The sequence below is a fragment of the Neiella litorisoli genome, from assembly GCF_014773395.1.
Classification (GTDB): domain Bacteria; phylum Pseudomonadota; class Gammaproteobacteria; order Enterobacterales; family Neiellaceae; genus Neiella; species Neiella litorisoli.
On record NZ_JACXAF010000007.1, the window covers coordinates 142,997 to 163,973 of the forward strand.

Consider the following 20,977-nt stretch of genomic DNA (forward strand, 5'->3'; position numbering starts at 1 on the left):
CATGAGCGAGGTTCTAGCGCCGCAGCTGATCGACTGGCAACAAGCCGCTCGCCGAGAAGCGGAAAGTATTGCCGATTGGTGGGCGACCTACACAGTTGATGAGCACCATGGTGGCTTTTATGGCGAAGTTGGCCGGAATAATACGCCGGTCATTGAGTCGGAAAAAAGCATCATTCAGAACACCCGCATTCTTTGGTTTTTCTCTGAGTATGCACATTTCTTGAAAACGAAGAGCTTGAAAGGGAGAGGCAGCAAATCAGAGCGCTACGAGGCGCTAGCAACCCGCGCTTTTGACTATCTGCTGCGCTACTTTGATGACAAAGAACAGGGCGGCGTGGTGTGGCAGCTCGACCACCAAGGCCAGGTGACCGATGGCAAAAAGCAAACCTATGCCATTAGTTTTGCCATTTATGGACTGTCGGCTTACTACAAGTTGACCAACAACCCGCAAGCTTTAGCCAAAGCGCAAGAATACTTTGGCTTGCTGGAAAAGCATGCGCGCGACCATGAGCGCAATGGTTATGTCGAAGCGCTGAGCCAAGACTGGCAGGCGCTGGCCGATGTTCGTCTGAGTGATAAAGACGACAACTTGCCGAAGACCATGAACACCCATTTGCATGTGCTTGAGGCTTACACCAGTTTGCATTTGGTGGCACCGACGGCGCAAACCGCCGAAGCGTTAGCAAACCTAATCGATCTGTTTAATGACCGCATCATTGACCATGACAGCGGCCACTTACGGCTGTTTATGGAAATGGATTGGCAAGATAAGTCGACCTTGTGGTCCTACGGCCATGATATTGAATGCAGTTGGTTGTTGTTTGAAGCTTTGGAAGCCTTGGGTGACGAAGAGCGGTTACAGCGATTAACGCCAGTGGTGTTGAAGTTAGCGGATACCACATTGGCCGAAGGTATTGGCGAGCGTGGTCAGGTGCTAGACCAGTTTGATTGCATCAAGCGCACTAACCATCCTGAGAGCCATTGGTGGGTGCAGGCTGAAGCATTGGTTGGTTTCCTTAATGCTTATTACCTCAATGGTAACGAAGAGTTGCTCCCTCTGTACGAGAGCATTTGGCAGTTTATCTGTGACTTCCACAAGGATGTGGAGTTCGGCGAATGGCATTGGTTGGCAACAATCGATCAAGCCAATCATCCGGAAGTCTACAAAGCAGGAGGCTGGAAAGCGCCGTACCACAATGGTCGGGCGATGATGGAGATCTGCAAGTTAGTTGATCGCATCCAACACAAAAACAACTAAACAACGACAGGTAGAAGTATGAAAAAATTGACCCTTGGCCGTGTTCGTAAAAAAGTCTTGGTTGCGGCATTGGCTGCGTCATTCGCTGCGCCAACCCTTGCTTTTGACCACTTTATTACCCGAGATGGTCATCAATTAAAAGATGGTGACCAAGTATTTCGATTTGCTGGGATCCATGCACCGGAACTGCACCGTATCGAAAATGATGCGCGTGGCGTGTGTCAAGCCGATCCGCGCGGTTGGGGCCAATATTTTCAATGGCCAACGGCTGATGAACAAGACAATTGGATTCAGTCGTTGGTATTAACGGGTCATAAGGCAATGCGGGTATACGTATTGTCAGTGGCTACACCATATGATGAAGCCTGTGAGCGCGAAACCCATATTTTACCGCCGACTAGCAAAGACGGTATGCCGCGCCTGAACGAAGTGGCCATGGTTCATTACGACCGCATGATTGCGTTGTCAGACAAGCACGGCCTGCGGTTGATCTTGCCATTCATCGACCACTGGAAATGGTGGGGCGGACGCGAACAATTAGCGGCGTTTTATGGTGAAAGTGAAGACGACTTTTACGACACCAATAGTAAAACCTACGCAGCCTATAAGCACATCATCAGTCAAGTAATTAACCGCACCAACACCATTACCGGTCGCAAGTACAATCAAGAAAAAGCCATCATGGCGTGGGAAACCGGTAATGAATTAAAGGGTTCCACGGAAGCTTTTGTTCGACAAACCGCAGCCCACATTAAACAGCTGGCACCGAATCAATTGGTGATGGATGGCACTTACCTGAAAATTAACGAATTTTCGAAAACCGATCCGAACGTTGACATCATTTCTAACCATTTCTACACGGTTAATAAGAACAATAACCCTGATGAAGTACGCAAGAATTTACGCGCCATTGATGGCAAAAAAGTGTACTTCGTCGGCGAGTTTGGTTTGGAATCAGCTGACTTCCTCAACTCGGTGATGCAAGCGGCAGTGCATGAAGAATACAAAGGCGCGAAAGCGGCCGGTGCTTTTATCTGGGGTTTCCGCGGGCGTCGTCATGACGGCGGGTTTTATTGGCATCGCGAATACACCGGTCACTATAGCTATCATTTACCAGGCTTCCCAGAAGGCTTCCGCAATGAAGAGCAAGCGGTTGTTGATGTAGTTCGCACCGCCATTGCACAGATGAACGGTGAAGATACAGTGAAGCCATTACCTGCTCCGCAAGCGCCGACGTTACGAGCAATTGACACGCCGGATAACCTGAAATGGCTGGGGGCGCCAGTTGGCCGCTGGTATCGCTTTGAGCGTGCGACTAGTCAATCGGGCCCGTGGCAGGTAATTGGTGATGGTATCTCAGATGGCCGCAACGGCTTTGATCCTGCCAGCCATGTGTTGTTCGCCGATCCCATGCCGCGTGCCGCTGGTGAAACCTACTATTACCGAGTGACAGCCTTTAATGAATCGGGTCAATCGGTACCATCGAATGTGCAGTCGTACCAACAACCCTAGCGAGCAAATTACTGCTTCCCCCCTTGGACTTTGAATGTCGCCCCCGCCATCGAGCGGGGATTTTTTTGCCATAAAAAAGCCCCTGCTGGAGAGACAGGGGCAAATGGGGTTGAGCAAGAGCTCGTGGGGTTGGATTACATCACTTTGGCTAGGTCGAGCCAGAGTTCTTTACGATCCAGCGGTGTTGCTGGCGATAAATTGGGGTTGTTGATTTCAATGACGCGGCGATTGGCCAACTGTGCTTGCTGCAATGCCGACTTGATATGTGGCGCTTGATAAAACACCTGATCAAAGCTGCCGTCGGCGATGGCTAAATTCAGACCTTGTTCAATGGCTTGGGCTAATTCTTCGTTGTCTCGACTAACAAAGAAATACATCGGCATGGGATAGATCAGCAGTAACTCTTTATCAACGCTCAACTCTAAATCTGGACGTGCGCGGATTTCGTCCCAAGGTTCATGAACGGCCAGTGGAAAATAATCAAAACGGCCTCCATCAACCATGTAAAACAAGCTTTCTTTCTTCACTGCGGTTACTACGTTTAAACCGGCGTCGCGCAAAATCTGGGTATCACCCCACGATCGGCCTTGTCCGGCATTTAACGTCTTTAAGTCAGCAAGAGAATGAATTCGATGGAAATTTGCTTGGTTGTGTTTGTTGATAATAAATAATCGATGACCCTGAAGGCCTTTTAACAACGGCACTCGAATGGGCCGTAAATTTTGTTCGTAGGTTGGTTGCGTCCCCGCCCACAGGATTGACACACTGCCAAACTTTATCCCTTCAACTAGTTGATCTTGATTGAGTGTTTCGCTGGTTTGCTGCAGCTCAAAGGACTTGGTTTTACCAACTTTGCTTAGTGCCAGTTCAATCAACTCGATGAAATACTGGTCTTTACTGTTCTGTAGTTTGTTGTGTACCAATGGTGTGGCGTGAGCTGAAAGGGTGGTCAACGCGGTCAGCAGTATTAAGGTCAATAACTTCATGATTAATCCTGTAAACGGTTACATCTTTGTGCTACAAATAATGCCATTGAACTTTTAATAATCAAGCGGTTTAATTTGTAAACGGTTCCAAACTGAGAGGTTGGTTACATTGTTTTTACAAACTGAATTAGCTTGTATGTCGAACAAAATAAATGCGATTTGAACCGCTTTAGCCAATGGAGTAACACTGACTATGACCGAGCTAACTTGCTTTAAGGCCTACGATATTCGTGGCCAGTTAGGCGCTGAACTGAATCAACACATTGCCTACGATATCGGCCGTGCTTATGGTGAGGTATTGCAACCCAAGCAGGTCGTTGTGGGGGGCGATGCCCGCGCAACGAGTGAATCGTTAAAGCTCGCTTTGGCGCAAGGTCTAAGAGATGCCGGTACTGCTGTGATTGACTTGGGGTTAACCGGTACTGAAGAAATTTATTTTGCCACCTTTCATCTTGGGGTTGATGGCGGCGTAGAAGTCACCGCTAGCCATAACCCAATCGATTACAACGGTATGAAGCTGGTCTGCAAGGGCAGTCGACCAATCGGCAATGACAATGGTTTGCTTGAGATTAAGGCATTGGCAGAGCAGGCGCCATGGCGCCAAACAACCACTGAATCAGCAAGCCAAAGTGTCGGCGGCTATCAACAGCAGAGCTTGCTCAAGGATTACGTCAATCACTTGCTCGGCTACATCGACCCGTCTTTAATGAAGCCACTCAAGCTAGTGGTGAATGCAGGCAATGGTGCTGCTGGCCACGTTGTTGATGCGTTGGAGCAAGCCTTTGCGGAACTCAACATCCCTGTGTCGCTAATCAAGATTCATAATGAGCCTGATAGCACATTCCCCAATGGTATTCCTAATCCGCTACTACCAGAGAATCGGCCTGCAACGGCAAATGCCGTAAAAGCGCATGGCGCTGACATGGGGATTGCTTGGGATGGCGACTTTGACCGCTGTTTTTTGTTTGATGAAAACGGTGAATTTATTGAAGGCTACTACATTGTCGGATTACTTGCCGAAGCCTTTTTACAACGCCAGCCCGGCGCCAAAATTATCCATGACCCGCGCTTAACCTGGAATACCATTGATGTGGTGAAACATGCTGGCGGTCAACCGATTTTAAGTAAAACTGGCCATGCATTTATTAAACAGATCATGCGTGAACAAGATGCCGTGTATGGCGGCGAAATGAGTGCTCATCATTACTTCCGCGATTTTGCCTATTGCGACAGTGGCATGATCCCGTGGCTTCTTGTTGCCCAATTGCTGAGCGTCAAAAACATGCCGTTGTCGGCGTTGGTGAAAGAGCGAATTGCTGCCTACCCATCTTCGGGAGAAATTAACCAACAGCTAAGCAATCCGCAGGCCGCTATAGCCAATGTGCTAGACAAGCTAAAGGGGGAAGCGCTTAGTATTGATCATACCGATGGAATTAGCGTCGAATTTAGCAACTGGCGCTTTAACTTGCGCCAGTCTAATACGGAGCCAGTTGTGCGGTTGAATGTTGAAAGTCGTGGCGATGTGCAACTCATGAAGCAAAAAACACAGCTCGTGCTGGCGCTACTCATGAGTTAGGTCTTACCCCAACAAGTTCCGTCGCAAGCTTTGAGCAAACTCACTGACTCGTTCTTTGATGGTTTTCTTAAGCTTAATGTCCAAGCCACTGAACAGGGCAATACCCTCAATGTAAATGACCGGCGCTTCACCGATGCTATTCGGTGAGGCCTTGTTGGTAATGGCGCCGAAGACACAAAACACTTTGGAGATGACACGAACATTTTCAGGCACATAAATGGTTGGGCCAGAAAATAAGCTGAACATCTTGATGGTGAGGCTGGGTTGCCGGAAGCAGGCGTCTGTTAAATCAATGGTGGAGCCGGAAAATACTTCGATGGACTTTATTTCTTTGGGCAGATCACCGAAGTAACTGCTGTCGCTGCCACTAAAAATATTGACCATGTGCTCCGACTCTTTGGCTTCGCCGGGCTTGTAGTTGCAGCCCATCATGTGCTGCTTTTGTTCGGCGTAGTCGTTATCAACCTGTAACTCTAAATCTTCAGTTAATGCCGTTAACTGATGATGACTGGTTGCGGCAGCTGCTTGGTCCAAGCGACGTTCAAAAGCGTCAATGGAGATTTCACCATGGCCGTAATTCATGATCAGCTGATCAATCGTTTCTTGTCTTAGCTTTTCAATCGGTTTGTCTTCGGGTTTTACAGGCATGGCGGTTTCCTTTTGCACATCATTTTGATCAGGTAGTTTAATTACAAATCTCAAGATGTCGATTAAGCAGGTTTTGTTCCAATATTTAACTAGCTGAATTTCATGTAATTTAAATATGCGAAGGTTAAGGTTATTGTGAATTTCACTGAAAACTAGTGATTCTTACCAACAGCAAATGTTGGCAATAATGGACATGGCGAAGCAGATCAAGGAAAGGGCAGTTATTTGTGCAGTATGAGGCATGATTTGCTAAAGCTAACAGATGGAATCTAATTTCGAATACCGTTCCTCGACGGCGAGCACAAGAAGGGCAAGATAATTGTGACTGGCAGACACTGCATTCAATACGGGTTCTTGTTGTTGCTAGCTATGCTGCTCAGCATGCCCTCGTCGGCCGATGATGAAGCCTTTCATATTCTAGTGCTGCATTCCTATTCAACCGATTTTCAGTGGACCAACGAAATCCACCAAGGCATCACTGAGACGATTACCACGCAGTCGCCACAAAGCCGTATTCGGGTTGAGTTTATGGATACTAAAAATATCTTTCATCCCGACTATTTAGCGCACCTTGCCGAGCTTTACACCTACAAATATGCCGATCACAAACCCGATGCCATCATCCTATCGGATAACAATGCCATGGCGTTTTATAACCGCTATGGTGCAACCCTGTTTCCACAGGCCAAAGTGGTTGCGGGTGGCATTAATGGCGCCTTACCACCGCCTTTGCAATCACCGGTTCACAGTGTCATTGCTGAGTTAGTCGATCACAAACAGACACTTAGTTTTGCCTTGCAGCTGCGGCCCCAAGCGCAGCGAATTTATGTGATTGCCGACAGCTCGACCACGGGGATCGCCATACGGCAAGAAGTAGAACAAATCGCTGAGCAGTTTGATGATTCGGTTGAGTTTGTTTACCTCAACGGCCTCACGCTGGCGCAGCTCCGAGCCGAGACCAGCAGATTTTCCCGTCACGATATTGTTTATCTGCTGCCTTATTTTCGCGCTGCTGATGGCTCCTCCTATCATCAAAACGAGGTTGGGATGGCCATTGCTGAGTCGTCAAAGACGCCGGTGTTTGTCTCTTGGGCGTTCCAAATGGCGCCGGGGGTGGTTGGTGGACGGGTGATGTCGGCACAGAACATCGGCCATCAAGCGGCCACGAGCGTGTTGCGGTTGTTGCGTGCTGAGTTTGTGGAGAGCTTTCAGACCAACCTAGCTCTCGATGAGAGCTTGTTCGATTATCAAGCCCTGCGCCGCCATCACATTCCGTTTAGTGATTTGCCGAGTGGAGCGCGAATTGTTAACCGACCTCAGAATTTCTGGGATGAGCACAAGAAAGTGATGATCCCTGGGCTGTTGGTGATTGCCGTTTTGCTATTGATTTTGGTGTTGTTATTGCTCAATTTGAAAAAACAACGAGCCCTCAACACCAATAACCGACAGCTAATGGAGCTGGATCGCGAGGTGATTGATACGCAGCGCGAACTACTGACGATTCTTGGCGAAGTGATTGAGGTTCGCTCCCATGAGACCCGCAATCATGTGACGCGGGTTGCCAAGGTGTCTTATTTTCTTGGCACCAAACTGGGACTGTCAGAAGAGACTCTTAAAATGCTTGAAGCGGCCTCGCCGATGCACGACGTGGGTAAGATTGGTATCCCGGAAAACATTCTCAACAAGCCCGGCCAGCTGACCGATGATGAGTATCAGATTATGCGAACCCATGCCCAAATCGGTCACAACATCTTGCATAACTCCGATCGTGAATTGCTGCAAATGGCCTGTGTTATCGCCCATCAACACCACGAATACTGGGATGGCTCAGGTTATCCGCAAGGCTTGAAAGGGGAACAGATCCACCTGTTTGCGCGAATCACCACACTTGCCGATATCTACGATGCCATTTCTTCGGACCGCTGCTACAAAGACGCATGGCCCGAGGAGGATGTGCTTCATTACATTCTTGAGCAGCGCGGCAAGATTTTTGATCCCAAACTGGTCGATATTTTCATGGCCAATATCGACGACATTCGCTCCTTGCGTAACCAGTACGTTTAACGGTTTTCTTGCTGCCAACGATAGAGTAAAGCCAGCGCTTGTCGCGGAGTCAGTTCATCTAATTGCAATTGTTTGAGCTCATCAAGGATTGGCGACGCTTCGGGCAGAATGGAAAGCTGTTGCCCCACTTCTTTGGCAGTGCTTTCCGCTGGCGCAAGCTGCTCTAGTTCATGCAACTTCTGCTTTGCTCGTCGCAGCACAGGTTGGGGCACGCCTGCTAATTGGGCCACTTGAATGCCATAACTCTTACTCGCAGGCCCTTGCTGCACCGCATGCATAAAGACAATTCCGTCGTCATGCTCTACCGCATCTAAATGAACATTGCTAATGCCATTGTAAAGCTCAGGGAGTTGAGTTAATTCAAAGTAGTGGGTGGCAAACAGTGTCATCGCTTTGATTTGTTGAGCCAGTTGTTCGGCACAGGCCCACGCCAGCGATAAACCATCGTAGGTGCTGGTTCCTCGGCCTATTTCATCCATCAATACCAAGCTATTGGCCGTTGCATGATTCAAAATAGTGGCGGTTTCGGTCATCTCGACCATGAAGGTTGAGCGGCCACTGGCCAAATCATCAGACGCGCCGATGCGGGTAAAAATGCGATCTACCGGACCTATGGTGGCGGCTTCGGCGGGCACGTAGCTACCGATATGGGCTAGCAGCACAATCAACGCGATCTGCCGCATGTAAGTGGATTTACCGCCCATGTTAGGGCCGGTGACAATCAACATGCGCTGCGATTGGGTGATCATTAATGGGTTGGCAATAAAGGGCTCGTCGCTGAGTGCTTCCACTACTGGGTGACGTCCACCTTCAATGTGAATGCCCGGCTCTGCTGATAGTTGTGGACAACAGTAATTGAGGCTTTGAGCGCGCTCGGCAAAACACTGCAATACATCCAGTTCAGCGATTGATGCCGCCAGCGTTTGCAGTGTTTCGATCGTCGGCAAGATCAGATCGAACAATTCATCATACAGCCGCTTTTCCAATGCCAGTGCGCGACTCTGGCTAGTCAGCACTTCGTCTTCATAAGCCTTTAACTCAGGCAGAATAAAGCGCTCATTATTCTTTAGGGTTTGCCGGCGAACGTAATCGCTCGGCACTAAATCGGCGTAGCTTCGGCTTACCTCAATAAAGTAACCGTGTACTTTGTTGTAGCCGACTTTGAGAGTCGGAATGCCGGTGCGCTCTTTCTCGCGTTCTTCGAGCTCAACCAAATAATTTGTCGCGTTTTGGCTCAATGCCCGCAGCTTATCGAGCTCATCGTTATACCCCTCGGCTAACACCCCGCCATCGCGAATCACCACTGGAGGATTTTCAATAATGGCTCGCTCTAGTAGTTGTTGTAGCTCGGGTTGAATTGGGCAGCGTTGCGCTAGCGCTTGTAATTTGACGCTATTGGCTTGGCTCAGAATTAACTGCAGCTCTGGCAATTGCTGCAATGCCAGTCGCAAACGGGCGAAATCTCGCGGCCGTGCTGAGCGCAAAGCAACGCGCGCCAGAATACGTTCGACATCGCCGACATTACGTAACACCGGCGCCAGTTGCTCGGGCAGGGCATAGTCAATTAATTCGGCAACGGTTTGTTGACGCTGCTGCAAGCGAGCATGATCGGCAAGTGGATCGTGTAACCAGCGTTTGAGTAAACGGCTGCCCATTGCTGTTGCCGTTTTATCAATAACTGCCGCAAGGCAACTTTGCTGATCGCCGGACAAACTCTGGGTCAGCTCTAGATTGCGCCGAGTTGCCGCATCGAGTTGCACCGAGTCGGCAATATGATGCGGGTGGATGCTGCGAATGTGCGGCAATGCGGTGCGCTGGGTGTCTTTGATGTATTGCAGCACACAACCGGCTGCGGCCAGTCCGAGTGGCATGGCGTCGACTTCAAATGCATCAAGGCTACTGGTTTTGAACTGTCGGCAGAGCTGTTCACGAGCCGTGTCGAGTTCAAATTCCCATACCGGACGACGGCGCAAACCAGCGTATTGCTGCAGCAATGCGGTGTAGGGGAAATCTTCTGGGTAAAGCAATTCGGCAGGGTTTGCCCGTTGCAGTTGCGACGATAACTCATCAGCTGACCCAGCTTCCATAACGTGAAAGCGGCCGCTGCTGATGTCGAGGGTCGATACTCCAAAACGGCCGCTCTGGAAATAAACGGCTGCCAACAGGTTATCGCTGCGCTCTTGCAGCAATGCTTCGTCGCTGACGGTGCCGGGGGTGATGATGCGAGTGACTTTTCGTTCGACTGGCCCTTTGCTCGTTGCCGGATCGCCAACTTGCTCGCAGATCGCAACGGACTCGCCAAGCTGCACTAAGCGCGCCAAATAGCCTTCGACCGCATGAAATGGCACACCGGCCATGGGAATCGCATTACCGCCTGACTTGCCTCGTTTTGTCAGCGAGATATCCAGTAACTCAGAGGCTTTGGCGGCATCGTCGTAGAACAGTTCGTAGAAATCGCCCATCCGGTAAAACAGCAAGATACTGGGATGCTCAGCTTTGAGCCGTAAATACTGTTGCATCATCGGTGTATGGGAGGTCAGCTCAAGGGCTGATTCAGAATTGCTGCTCACACAAGCCTCTGGGAGTGATTGTTGGAATTCGAATATCGGACGCAGATGGTAACAACTCGATAAAACCACCATCAAGTGATTCATTGCCGGAAAAGTCTGCAAATCCGAATGATGAGGAAAATAAACAAGTTAGGGCGCTGAAATGGCAACAACAGGAAAAATTATTTATACAGGGGTTGATACTGTATGAATGACCAGTATACTGAGCTTCAACAAAATCAATTTATTTGCCCTCAAGCAAAATATGGTTAGCACAACAGGGTTGGAGAACACTAATGGATAGCAATAAGAAAAAGGCGTTAGACGCCGCGTTAGGCCAGATTGAGCGCCAGTTTGGTAAAGGCTCCATCATGCGCTTGGGTGATAGCAATGTACTTGATATCGACAGTGTTCCAACAGGATCTTTGACGCTAGATATTGCCCTCGGCATTGGCGGTTTGCCCTATGGCCGTGTCGTTGAAATCTACGGCCCAGAGTCTAGTGGTAAAACAACCTTGACCTTGCAGGTCGTTGCCGAAGCCCAACGCCAAGGCAAAACCTGTGCCTTCGTTGATGCCGAACATGCTTTGGATCCAGTCTATGCCGCCAAATTAGGCGTTAATGTCGATGAGTTGTTGGTCTCTCAGCCGGACACTGGTGAACAAGCCCTCGAAATTTGTGACATGTTGGTTCGCTCAAATGCCGTTGAGGTGATTATTGTCGACTCGGTTGCAGCACTGACGCCAAAAGCAGAAATCGAAGGTGATATGGGCGACTCCCACGTTGGTTTGCAGGCTCGCTTGATGTCACAGGCGCTACGTAAGCTGACTGCCAACATCAAGAAAACAAACTGTATGGTGGTCTTCATTAACCAAATTCGAATGAAGATCGGGGTCATGTTTGGTAACCCTGAAACCACCACGGGTGGTAACGCACTGAAGTTCTATTCATCGGTACGACTCGACATCCGCCGTACGGGCGCGGTCAAGGTCGGTGATGAAGTGGTTGGTAACGAAACCCGAGTCAAAGTCGTTAAGAACAAGGTGGCGCCGCCATTTAAACAAGCGGAATTCCAAATCTTATACGGTCAGGGCATTAGCAAACATGCTGAGCTGATTGATTTGGGCGTGCAGGAAAAATTGGTTGAGAAAGCCGGTGCTTGGTATAGCTACAAGGGTGATCGAATTGGCCAGGGTAAAGCCAATAGTGTCAACTTCCTGAAAGAAAACCCAGAAATTGCCAACGAGATCGAAGCCCAAATTCGCTCTCGTTTACTGGTGACAGCGACGCCTGAAGATGAAAGCGAAACTGAACAAGAACCAGCTTTGTAATTCCTTGCCAGTGGCAGTGCAAGCTGCCACCGCTATCCTTTCGCGGCGCGATCATTGCCGCAAAGAACTTTTCCAAAAACTGCAATTGCGCGGTTTTGACACTGACATTATTGCCCAGACCATACAATACTGTGTCGAGCAAAATTGGCTGAATGAAGCCGAGTATGCTCGCATCTATACCCGTCTGCGTGCCGAGCGTGGTTACGGCGCCAATCGTATCCGTCAGGAATTACAGCAAAAAGGTCTCGATTCTGGGCTAATTCAACAAGCTTTAATGGCATTTGAAGGCGATTGGTTTGAATTAGCCTTGTTACAGCGTCAAAAACGCTTTGGTGAATTTTGGCCTACTGAATTTAAGCTGCAGCAAAAGCAGCAACGCCACCTATTCCAGCGCGGATTTAGCCAAGAACAAATTCACTACGCCTGCCAGCACCAATAAAAATTTTTTTCCAGCCCCAAGGCGGTGGAAAAAGCCTCAATGCACTGCGTATAATAGCCAGTCTTTTTGTCTGTCAGTTCAGATCCTGAGTGTGGTTGCTGTTATCAGCGGCGACGCAAGAGACAGGGATCTGGCATTTCAATTGTATCGGGAACGACGCATGTACATGACCACCGCAGAGCTTCGGGAAGCTTTTTTGTCCTTTTTTAAGCAACAGCAACATCAGATTGTTGCCTCCAGTTCACTGGTGCCGCACGACGATCCGACCCTGTTGTTTACCAATGCCGGGATGAACCAATTTAAAGATTGCTTCTTGGGCACCGAAAAACGCAGTTATACCCGAGCGGTGTCGTCACAGCGTTGTGTCCGTGCTGGTGGTAAGCACAATGACTTGGAAAATGTTGGTTACACGGCGCGTCACCACACCTTCTTTGAAATGCTCGGCAACTTCAGCTTTGGCGATTACTTTAAACATGACGCTATTCGTTATGCTTGGCAGTTTCTTACCGAAGTGGTGAAACTTCCAAAAGAGCGGTTGCTGGTCACCGTTTATGAAAGCGATGATGAAGCGTTTGATATCTGGGCCAAAGAAATAGGCGTGCCAGTCGATCGTATTATCCGCATAGGCGACAAGTCTGCGGACAAGCCTTATGAGTCAGATAACTTCTGGCAAATGGGCGATACTGGCCCTTGCGGCCCGTGTACTGAAATTTTCTATGACCATGGCGAACACATTTGGGGCGGACCGCCAGGTTCTCCAGAAGAAGATGGCGACCGTTTCATTGAAATTTGGAACTTGGTCTTCATGCAGTTCAACCGCCAGTCAGACGGCACCATGGAGCCGCTGCCAAAGCCTTCGGTCGATACCGGTATGGGGCTGGAGCGTATTGCCGCGATTTTGCAAGGCGTTCACAGCAACTACGAAATCGATATTTTCCAATTTCTTATCAAAGCCACGGCAACGATTCTTAATGTTTCTGATTTGAGCGATAAATCACTGCGAGTGATTGCCGACCATATTCGTTCCTGCTCGTTCCTGATTGCCGATGGCGTGATGCCTTCTAACGAAGGGCGCGGCTATGTGTTGCGTCGGATCATTCGTCGCGCGGTGCGCCATGGTAATAAACTGGGGGCAGAGAAGCCGTTCTTCCATTTGCTGGCGAAAGGTTTGGTGACCGAGATGGGTGCCGCCTACCCCGAACTTGGCCAACAATTACCTGTGATTGAAAAAGTGTTGCTGGTTGAAGAGGAGCAGTTCCTGCGTACCTTGGACCGCGGTTTGGCGCTACTCGATGAAGCGTTACGTGGCTTGGACGGCGACACTGTGCCGGGCGAAACGGTATTTAAACTGTACGACACCTATGGTTTCCCCGCTGACTTAACAGCAGATATCGCCCGTGAACGCGAGTTGAATATCGATCAAGATGGCTTTGATAAGGCCATGGAGCAACAGCGTCAGCGTGCTAAGCAAGCTAATCAGTTTGGCGTCGATTACAACCAGAACATCACCATTGACGGCAAGTCAGAATTCAAAGGCTACGATGCCACCGAATACCCTGCCACCGTGGTGGCGGTGTTCACCAAAGACGGTGAGTCAGTCAATAGCCTAGAAAGTGGCGATGATGGTCAAGTCGTGCTTGATCACACGCCATTCTATGCTGAAAGCGGCGGCCAGTGTGGGGACATGGGCGAGTTGTTGATGGAAGACGGCTCCTTTGTTGTCACTGACACGCAGAAGTCCGGAGATGCCATCGTCCACATTGGTTACGTGTCGCAAGGCGAAATTCACGTCGGCGAAGCGCTTAGCGCTAAAGTGGATGAAGTGCGTCGTAACTCAATTCGACTCAACCACTCCGCAACTCACTTGATGCATGCTGCCTTGCGCAAAGTGTTGGGCGAGCATGTCCAGCAAAAAGGTTCACAGGTGGCCCCTGAGCGTTTACGTTTCGATTTCAGCCACTTCGAGAGTATTTCTGGTAATTCGATTCGCACTATTGAGCAGCTGGTTAACGAGCAAATCCGCGCCAACTACTCGGTGCAAACCAAATTGATGGATCTGGATGAGGCTAAAGCCTCAGGGGCAATGGCTCTGTTTGGTGAGAAGTACGACGAGAAAGTCCGAGTCGTTGGCATGGGCGATTTCTCGACTGAATTATGTGGCGGTACCCACGTTGAGCGTACCGGTGATATTGGCTTGTTCCGCATCATGTCCGAAGGCGGTATTGCCTCTGGTGTACGCCGCATTGAAGCGGTCACCGGTCGCTATGCGCTCGATTCGTTATACAACCTAGCTGATCAGCTCAATGAAGTGTCTGGCTTGGTGAAAGGCGACATGAGCAGTGCTCGTGAAAAAGTACAGCAAGTGGTTGAGCGATCGAAATGGCTGGAAAAAGAAGTTGAGCGGCTGAATGCCAAATTGACCGCGCTGGCCGGTAGCTCACTTGCTGAGCAGGCCGTTGACGTCAATGGCGTGAAGGTGTTGGTAAGCCAGTTGGAAGGCACTAGCCCGAAAGCGCTGCGCAGCACAGTTGATGACCTCAAGAGCAAGCTCGGCACCTGTGTGGTGGTATTAGCAACCGTCAGCGATGGCAAAATTGGTATCGCTGTTGGCGTAAGTAAAGATGCAACCAGCAAAGTGAAAGCTGGTGAGTTGGTGAATGTAGTAGCCCAACAAGTTGGTGGTAAAGGTGGCGGTCGCCCTGATTTTGCTCAGGCCGGCGGTACCGATGAAGCAGCGCTTCCTGCTGCGCTTGAGTCGGTCACCCCTTGGTTGCAAGAGCGACTGTAAGATCACCAACAAGGTTTAGGGATAAAGGAGTATAGGCATGGCATTGTATGTGCTGAAGTTTGGTGGAACGTCTGTTGGCACAGTAGAGCGAATTCAAGCTGTTGCACAACGAGTGAAGCGTTATCGCGACCAAGGGCATCAGGTGGCGGTAGTCGTGTCGGCAATGAGCGGTGAGACCAATCGCTTAATCGCGCTGGCTAAAGAGATCAATGAACAACCGATGACGCGTGAGTTGGACGTGTTGGTATCAACCGGAGAGCAGGTCACTATCGCTCTGTTGTCGATGGCATTACTGACCATTGGCGTGCCGGCCACGTCAATGACCGGTGACCAAATTCGGATGACCACCGACAGCACTCACAGTAAAGCTCGGATCATGGACATTGACGAGAAAGCGGTCATGTCAGTGCTTGAAGAAGGCAAAGTGGCGGTGATTGCAGGCTTCCAAGGCCGCGATCAGTTGGGCAACATCACGACCTTAGGTCGCGGTGGCTCAGATACTTCTGCTGTTGCTGTTGCGGCTGCCTTGAAAGCAGATGAATGTCGCATTTACACCGATGTTGATGGCGTCTACACCACCGATCCTCGTGTCGAGCCAAATGCTCGCAAAATGGATACTGTGACATTCGAAGAAATGCTTGAGCTGGCAAGTTTAGGCGCCAAAGTATTGCAGATTCGCTCGGTTGAGTTTGCAGGCAAGTACAATGTACCGCTTCGCGTATTGTCATCATTTGAGGATGAAGGCGAAGGGACTCTGATTACGTTTGAGGAACAAGATATGGAAGCACCACTGGTTTCGGGTATTGCATTTAACCGCGATGAAGCGCGTTTATCGATTCTTGGCGTGCCGGATCAACCAAACATCGCTGCGGCGGTGTTGGCTCCGATCGGTAAAGCCGATATCGAAGTGGACATGATCATCCAAAACTCCGTAGGTGATAATACTGCCGATTTCACGTTTACCGTGCATCGTAATGACTTTGCCAAAGCAACTCAGGTGTTAGAGCAGGTTGCTGCGGAAGTTGGTGCTCGGGAAGTACGTGGCAATGACAAGATCGCCAAGATCTCTGTTGTTGGTGTTGGCATGAAGAGTCACGCCGGTGTGGCCTCGACTATGTTTGAATCTCTGGGTAATGAAGGCATCAACATTCAGCTGATCTCAACCTCGGAAATTAAAATTTCTGTGGTCGTTGAGGAGAAATATTTAGAATTAGCTGTCAGAACCTTACATAGTGCGTTTAAATTGGAAGAAACTGCGTAATAAATTAGTAAATTGCTAATAATCGCAAATTTTTCTGAGCGTTAGACAGCGAGGCTGTACTATAATTGCTGCAAATTGAGTATTAGTTGCAGTGGAAAGAGCTAAAAAGGAGCTAGGTAATGCTGATTTTAACTCGTCGAGTCGGCGAAACCCTTATGATTGGTGACGATGTCACTGTGACTGTTTTGGGTGTTAAAGGTAATCAGGTTCGTATTGGTGTTAATGCACCGAAGGAAGTGTCTGTTCACCGTGAAGAAATCTATCGCCGTATCCAGGCAGAGAAGGGTCCAGAGGATCACGATTATTAATCGTCCGTGAACCGCTCGATAACAAAAAGCCGACCTTGTGTCGGCTTTGTTTTTTGTGCTTTTTGAGCACTTTGAATAAATCCTAAGCAAGCAGTAGGAAAAGCGACAAAAATCGTTTGACTTATCGAATGGCTCTAGTATCATGCGCCTCCGAAATGCGGTGAGGTGGCCGAGTGGCTGAAGGCGCTCCCCTGCTAAGGGAGTATACCCTAATCCGGTATCGAGGGTTCGAATCCCTCCCTCACCGCCATTTTCGATTTTTGCGGACGCGTAGCTCAGCTGGATAGAGTACCTGGCTACGAACCAGGCGGTCGGAGGTTCGAATCCTCCCGCGTCCGCCACTTCTTCAAGTGGATAAGCTATCCTTGGATAGCGTTACAATCGGAATACCCTAGATAATCATCTAGACATGCGGACGCGTAGCTCAGCTGGATAGAGTACCTGGCTACGAACCAGGCGGTCGGAGGTTCGAATCCTCCCGCGTCCGCCACTTTCCCAAAGTGGCCCATTCCTTTGTGTAACGTTCGAGTCAAATCGAACAAGCTTTTTATATGCGGACGCGTAGCTCAGCTGGATAGAGTACCTGGCTACGAACCAGGCGGTCGGAGGTTCGAATCCTCCCGCGTCCGCCACTTTCTTAAAGTGGCCTTCCTAGCACAATTTTTCGCTTTTTTGATTCTCGTAGAAAATCTCAAATCTAGTCTTCTTGACAAGTGCCAAAATATCCTCGAATTTGATCTGCCTCATGACGCATATTTAGCATACTATGCATAACTGGTTGCCTACATGCGGCTTCCACTTGATTGTCTTCGCGGGTCTTTCTCACCGCTGAGGTGCAGCTGCTGCTTAATTTTTGAAAGTTAACTACTCAAGCGAAACAAGGTAGTTCGAGAGTTGTTCAGGGTTAATGCGACTTTTAAGCGCAAAATCCTATTCACAGGAAGCCCTTATCTGCATTATTATGTAGAAAAATTACATAAATATCTTAAATCGGGGGGAACATGGCCGACCTGACCCATCTCTTAGCGGAAGCTGGCAACATCATGGCAATTGGCATGATTATCGTCTTCAGCTTTTTAAGCTTCTTGATCTTGTGCGTAAACAGTATGTCCAAGATCATCAATCAATACTTTCCTGATGCACCAGCACCAGCGAAGAGTAAACCAGCACCACCGAGTGCGGCGACCTCTCCAGCTGTCTTGGCTGCTGTTGCTGCGGCGGTGCAGAAGCATCGCAACAACAAACAAGCATAAATTCGATTACAACAAAACGAGAACCAACTATGAGCAAGCCATTAGCGATTACTGACGTGGTGCTGCGTGACGCCCATCAATCCCTGTTCGCAACCCGTATGCGTGTCGATGACATGCTGCCAATTGCCGAGAAGCTAGACAAAGTAGGATATTGGTCTGTTGAATCTTGGGGCGGGGCAACATTTGATTCATGCATCCGCTTCTTGGGCGAAGACCCTTGGGAGCGTCTGCGTCTGTTAAAAGAGGCGATGCCAAATACCAAGCACCAAATGCTGCTGCGTGGTCAGAACCTGTTGGGCTACCGCCACTACGCCGATGATGTGGTTGAGAAGTTTGTCGAGCGTGCTCACGCCAACGGTATGGATGTGTTCCGTATCTTTGATGCGATGAATGACCCGCGTAACTTCCAAACGGCGGTGAAAGCAGCCGTTCAAGTTGGCGCTCATGCTCAAGGTACCCTGTCTTACACCACTTCCGAATTTCATACCGAAGAAACATGGGTCAATCTGGCTCGTGAATTGGAAGACATGGGATGTCACTCGCTGTGTATCAAGGACATGGCGGGTCTGTTACGCCCATACGAAGCAGAGAGCTTAATTAAGGCGCTGAAAGCCGCTGTAGACGTGCCCATTGCCTTGCACTGCCACGCCACTACAGGCTTGAGCTTGATGACCCATCAGAAAGCAATTGATGCGGGTGTTGATATGATCGACTCGGCGATCTCGTCAATGAGTATGACTTACGGCCACTCGCCAACAGAAACACTGGTTGCGGCCTTACAAGGCCAAGAGCGCGATACCGGTTTGGATCTGACTGCGCTACAGGAAATTGCCGCTTACTTCCGTGAAGTACGGAAGAAATATGCCAAATGGGAAGGTGCGCTCAAAGGCGTTGACTCGCGCATTCTGTTGGCTCAAGTCCCTGGCGGTATGCTGACTAACATGGAAAGCCAGCTCAAAGATCAAAATGCTGGCGACCGGATTGACGAAGTGCTGGAAGAAATTCCCCGCGTTCGTAAAGACTTGGGTTACATCCCTCTGGTGACTCCAACCTCGCAAATCGTTGGTACGCAAGCTGTCATCAACGTGTTGATGGGCGAGCGCTACAAAAACATCACCAAAGAAGCCGCAGGCGTATTGAAAGGTGAGTATGGTAAAGCACCTGCTCCGGTTAATGCAGAGCTACAAGCTCGCGTACTTGACGGTGGAGAAGCAATTACTTGTCGTCCGGCTGACTTGATTGAAGACGAACTAGATTCGCTAGTCACCGAGCTGAAGGAAAAAGCGGCGGCAGAGAGCATTGAGCTGGCCAAAGATGAAATCGACGATGTGCTGACATACGCGTTGTTCCCACAAGTTGGTTTGAAATTCCTCAAAAACCGCAACAACCCAGATGCCTTTGAACCTGCGCCAGGTACTGAGCCTGAACCAGCGCCGGCTGCTGCCCCTGCGCCAGCCGCCGCAGGCACTGGTCCAAGCGTTTATTCGGTGAAAGTGCAAGGTCAGCAATTTGTTGTTGAAGTCGCTGAAGGCGGCGATATCAGCAGTATTGCCCCGGCAGCAGCTAGCGATGCCGCTCCTGCAGCTGCTGCGCCGACAGGAGCTGGTGAAGCCGTTGCCGCTCCTCTGGCTGGTAACATCTTCAAAGTAAATGTTGCACCAGGTGATGCAGTGAAGTCTGGTGATGTTATCTTAGTGCTCGAAGCGATGAAGATGGAAACCGAAGTTCGCGCGCCGCGCGATGGTCAAGTTGTCAGCGTTGATATCAAAGAAGGCGATTCAGTTGCTGTTGGCGACGCCTTGATATCGCTGGCATAACAGGAGCAATTAATGGAAGCGTTGCATACACTTTGGCTCGATACTGGTATTGCCAACTTTACTGGCGGCCAGTTGGTGATGATAGCCGTTGGCCTGTTGTTGTTGTATCTGGCCATCTCGAAAAACTTCGAGCCGCTGTTGTTACTGCCTATCGGCTTTGGTGCCATTCTAGCGAATACCCCGGTTGCTGGTTTTACCGAACCTGGCGGTATTCTCTATTACATCTTTGAAATCGGGGTTAAGACCGGTGTGTTCCCACTGTTCATTTTTATGGGCGTGGGCGCAATGACCGACTTTGGTGCCTTAATTGCGAATCCGAAAACGCTGTTGCTTGGTGCAGCCGCTCAGTTTGGTATTTTTGCCACCCTGTTTGGCGCTATTGCATTGAATGTCATCCCAGGCTTTGAGTTCAGTCTGCAAGATGCGGCGGCAATTTCGATTATTGGTGGTGCCGACGGGCCCACGGCGATTTTCGTCGCATCCCGTTTATCGCCTGATTTGCTTGGCGCCATCGCCGTGGCAGCTTACTCATATATGGCACTGGTACCGATTATCCAGCCGCCAATCATGAAGGCGTTAACCTCAGAAAAAGAACGTCAGATCCCAATGGGTCAATTACGTGCCGTATCGAAGAAAGAGAAGATCGTCTTCCCACTGGCAGTTTTGGCGCTGGCGATTTTGTTCTTGCCTGCATCGGCGCCACTGGTTGGTATGTTCTGCTTGGGCAACTTGATGAAAGAGTCTGGCGTGGTCGATCGATTATCGAAGGCTGCTCAGAATGAAATCATCAACATTGTCACCATCATGCTTGGTTTGGCTGTTGGCTCTAAGCTCTCGGCTGAATCTTTCCTGAGTGTTGAAACTTTGGGGATTCTGGCATTGGGCGCAGTGGCATTCTCAATTGGTACGGCTTCCGGTGTGATCATGGCTAAGATCATGAGCCGTATGACTGGCGGTAAGATCAACCCATTGATCGGTGCGGCAGGTGTTTCTGCGGTACCAATGGCTGCGCGAGTGGTGAACAAAGTTGGTTTAGAAGCCAATCCTCACAACTTCTTGCTAATGCATGCCATGGGCCCAAACGTTGCTGGCGTACTGGGCTCCGCGGTGGCGGCTGGTGTGCTGCTGGCGTTGGTTGGCTAGATACTTAGGTTCAATGACAAAAGGCTGCTTCGGCAGCCTTTTTT

The 20,977-nt window shown here is 49.6% G+C and carries 15 protein-coding genes and 4 tRNA genes; 16 read left to right on the forward strand and 3 right to left on the reverse strand.

Annotated features, from left to right (window positions below; all coding sequences use genetic code 11):
* Position 1: 1 nt before the first annotated feature.
* Complete coding sequence (locus tag IC617_RS06930) at positions 2 to 1,258, forward strand: AGE family epimerase/isomerase (RefSeq protein WP_191144259.1); 1,257 nt, start codon at positions 2 to 4, stop codon at positions 1,256 to 1,258.
* An 18-nt stretch (positions 1,259 to 1,276) separates the two neighbouring features.
* Positions 1,277 to 2,770, forward strand: a complete 1,494-nt coding sequence (locus IC617_RS06935; protein ID WP_191144260.1) for a glycoside hydrolase 5 family protein — start codon at positions 1,277 to 1,279, stop codon at positions 2,768 to 2,770.
* 134 nt (positions 2,771 to 2,904) lie between these two features.
* Here IC617_RS06935 and IC617_RS06940 read toward each other — a convergent pair whose 3' ends face one another.
* On the reverse strand, positions 2,905 to 3,756 hold the full coding sequence (locus tag IC617_RS06940; RefSeq protein WP_191144261.1) for a transporter substrate-binding domain-containing protein: 852 nt from the start codon (positions 3,754 to 3,756) through the stop codon (positions 2,905 to 2,907).
* 193 nt (positions 3,757 to 3,949) lie between these two features.
* On the opposite strand from IC617_RS06940, the gene IC617_RS06945 reads away from it, so the two are divergent.
* The gene (locus IC617_RS06945) at positions 3,950 to 5,332 is read left to right on the forward strand and encodes a phosphohexomutase domain-containing protein (RefSeq protein ID WP_191144262.1); all 1,383 of its coding nucleotides are present in this window, start codon (positions 3,950 to 3,952) and stop codon (positions 5,330 to 5,332) included.
* A 3-nt stretch (positions 5,333 to 5,335) separates the two neighbouring features.
* On the opposite strand, the gene IC617_RS06950 is transcribed toward IC617_RS06945, so the two are convergent.
* Positions 5,336 to 5,980 carry a DUF1707 SHOCT-like domain-containing protein gene (locus IC617_RS06950; RefSeq protein WP_191144263.1) on the reverse strand — a complete coding sequence of 215 codons (645 nt, stop codon included), beginning with the start codon at positions 5,978 to 5,980 and terminating at the stop codon, positions 5,336 to 5,338.
* Positions 5,981 to 6,301: 321 nt separating this feature from the next.
* Between IC617_RS06950 and IC617_RS19045 the strand changes: the two genes are divergently transcribed.
* Positions 6,302 to 8,044 carry an HD domain-containing phosphohydrolase gene (locus IC617_RS19045; RefSeq protein ID WP_191144264.1) on the forward strand — a complete coding sequence of 581 codons (1,743 nt, stop codon included), beginning with the start codon at positions 6,302 to 6,304 and terminating at the stop codon, positions 8,042 to 8,044.
* On the opposite strand, the gene mutS is transcribed toward IC617_RS19045, so the two are convergent.
* Positions 8,041 to 10,566 (reverse strand): DNA mismatch repair protein MutS, encoded by a 2,526-nt coding sequence (gene mutS / locus IC617_RS06960; protein ID WP_224745869.1) that lies wholly within the window; start codon positions 10,564 to 10,566, stop codon positions 8,041 to 8,043. The genes IC617_RS19045 and mutS overlap by 4 nt on opposite strands.
* A gap of 323 nt (positions 10,567 to 10,889) precedes the next feature.
* On the opposite strand from mutS, the gene recA reads away from it, so the two are divergent.
* From recA to IC617_RS07020, 12 genes are all read left to right on the forward strand, one after another.
* Entirely contained in the window at positions 10,890 to 11,924 is a 1,035-nt protein-coding gene (gene recA / locus IC617_RS06965; RefSeq protein WP_191144265.1) for a recombinase RecA, read from the forward strand.
* Positions 11,890 to 12,363: a regulatory protein RecX gene (locus IC617_RS06970; protein ID WP_191144266.1), complete on the forward strand. Its 474-nt coding sequence runs from the start codon at positions 11,890 to 11,892 to the stop codon at positions 12,361 to 12,363. Before recA ends, IC617_RS06970 begins: the two co-directional genes overlap by 35 nt.
* Positions 12,364 to 12,523: 160 nt before the next feature.
* Positions 12,524 to 15,151 (forward strand): alanine--tRNA ligase, encoded by a 2,628-nt coding sequence (gene alaS / locus IC617_RS06975; protein ID WP_191144267.1) that lies wholly within the window; start codon positions 12,524 to 12,526, stop codon positions 15,149 to 15,151.
* Between the two features lie 37 nt (positions 15,152 to 15,188).
* Positions 15,189 to 16,412, forward strand: coding sequence for an aspartate kinase (locus tag IC617_RS06980; protein ID WP_191144268.1), 1,224 nt, complete (start codon positions 15,189 to 15,191; stop codon positions 16,410 to 16,412).
* Positions 16,413 to 16,531: 119 nt separating this feature from the next.
* Positions 16,532 to 16,720, forward strand: a complete 189-nt coding sequence (gene csrA / locus IC617_RS06985; RefSeq protein WP_087505116.1) for a carbon storage regulator CsrA — start codon at positions 16,532 to 16,534, stop codon at positions 16,718 to 16,720.
* A gap of 159 nt (positions 16,721 to 16,879) precedes the next feature.
* Positions 16,880 to 16,970, forward strand: a tRNA-Ser gene (locus IC617_RS06990).
* Between the two features lie 14 nt (positions 16,971 to 16,984).
* A tRNA-Arg gene (locus tag IC617_RS06995) sits at positions 16,985 to 17,061 on the forward strand.
* 72 nt (positions 17,062 to 17,133) lie between these two features.
* Positions 17,134 to 17,210 (forward strand) — tRNA-Arg (locus tag IC617_RS07000).
* A gap of 65 nt (positions 17,211 to 17,275) precedes the next feature.
* A tRNA-Arg gene (locus IC617_RS07005) sits at positions 17,276 to 17,352 on the forward strand.
* A gap of 369 nt (positions 17,353 to 17,721) precedes the next feature.
* Positions 17,722 to 17,973, forward strand: a complete 252-nt coding sequence (locus IC617_RS07010) for an OadG family protein (protein WP_191144269.1) — start codon at positions 17,722 to 17,724, stop codon at positions 17,971 to 17,973.
* A gap of 29 nt (positions 17,974 to 18,002) precedes the next feature.
* The gene (gene oadA / locus IC617_RS07015; protein ID WP_191144270.1) at positions 18,003 to 19,790 is read left to right on the forward strand and encodes a sodium-extruding oxaloacetate decarboxylase subunit alpha; all 1,788 of its coding nucleotides are present in this window, start codon (positions 18,003 to 18,005) and stop codon (positions 19,788 to 19,790) included.
* Between the two features lie 12 nt (positions 19,791 to 19,802).
* Positions 19,803 to 20,933, forward strand: coding sequence for a sodium ion-translocating decarboxylase subunit beta (locus tag IC617_RS07020; RefSeq protein WP_191144271.1), 1,131 nt, complete (start codon positions 19,803 to 19,805; stop codon positions 20,931 to 20,933).
* Positions 20,934 to 20,977 lie beyond the last annotated feature (44 nt).

Bases quoted from the DNA above. Each gene is read 5' to 3' on its own strand.
- IC617_RS07010 (WP_191144269.1), top strand. From the start codon at position 17,722: ATGGCCGACCTGACCCATCTCTTAGCGGAAGCTGGCAACATCATGGCA.
- alaS (WP_191144267.1), top strand. From the start codon at position 12,524: ATGTACATGACCACCGCAGAGCTTCGGGAAGCTTTTTTGTCCTTTTTT.
- IC617_RS06930 (WP_191144259.1), top strand. From the start codon at position 2: ATGAGCGAGGTTCTAGCGCCGCAGCTGATCGACTGGCAACAAGCCGCT.
- recA (WP_191144265.1), top strand. From the start codon at position 10,890: ATGGATAGCAATAAGAAAAAGGCGTTAGACGCCGCGTTAGGCCAGATT.
- IC617_RS06970 (WP_191144266.1), top strand. From the start codon at position 11,890: ATGAAAGCGAAACTGAACAAGAACCAGCTTTGTAATTCCTTGCCAGTG.
- csrA (WP_087505116.1), top strand. From the start codon at position 16,532: ATGCTGATTTTAACTCGTCGAGTCGGCGAAACCCTTATGATTGGTGAC.
- mutS (WP_224745869.1), bottom strand. From the start codon at position 10,566: ATGATGCAACAGTATTTACGGCTCAAAGCTGAGCATCCCAGTATCTTG.
- IC617_RS06945 (WP_191144262.1), top strand. From the start codon at position 3,950: ATGACCGAGCTAACTTGCTTTAAGGCCTACGATATTCGTGGCCAGTTA.
- oadA (WP_191144270.1), top strand. From the start codon at position 18,003: ATGAGCAAGCCATTAGCGATTACTGACGTGGTGCTGCGTGACGCCCAT.
- IC617_RS06935 (WP_191144260.1), top strand. From the start codon at position 1,277: ATGAAAAAATTGACCCTTGGCCGTGTTCGTAAAAAAGTCTTGGTTGCG.
- IC617_RS06940 (WP_191144261.1), bottom strand. From the start codon at position 3,756: ATGAAGTTATTGACCTTAATACTGCTGACCGCGTTGACCACCCTTTCA.
- IC617_RS06950 (WP_191144263.1), bottom strand. From the start codon at position 5,980: ATGCCTGTAAAACCCGAAGACAAACCGATTGAAAAGCTAAGACAAGAA.
- IC617_RS06980 (WP_191144268.1), top strand. From the start codon at position 15,189: ATGGCATTGTATGTGCTGAAGTTTGGTGGAACGTCTGTTGGCACAGTA.
- IC617_RS07020 (WP_191144271.1), top strand. From the start codon at position 19,803: ATGGAAGCGTTGCATACACTTTGGCTCGATACTGGTATTGCCAACTTT.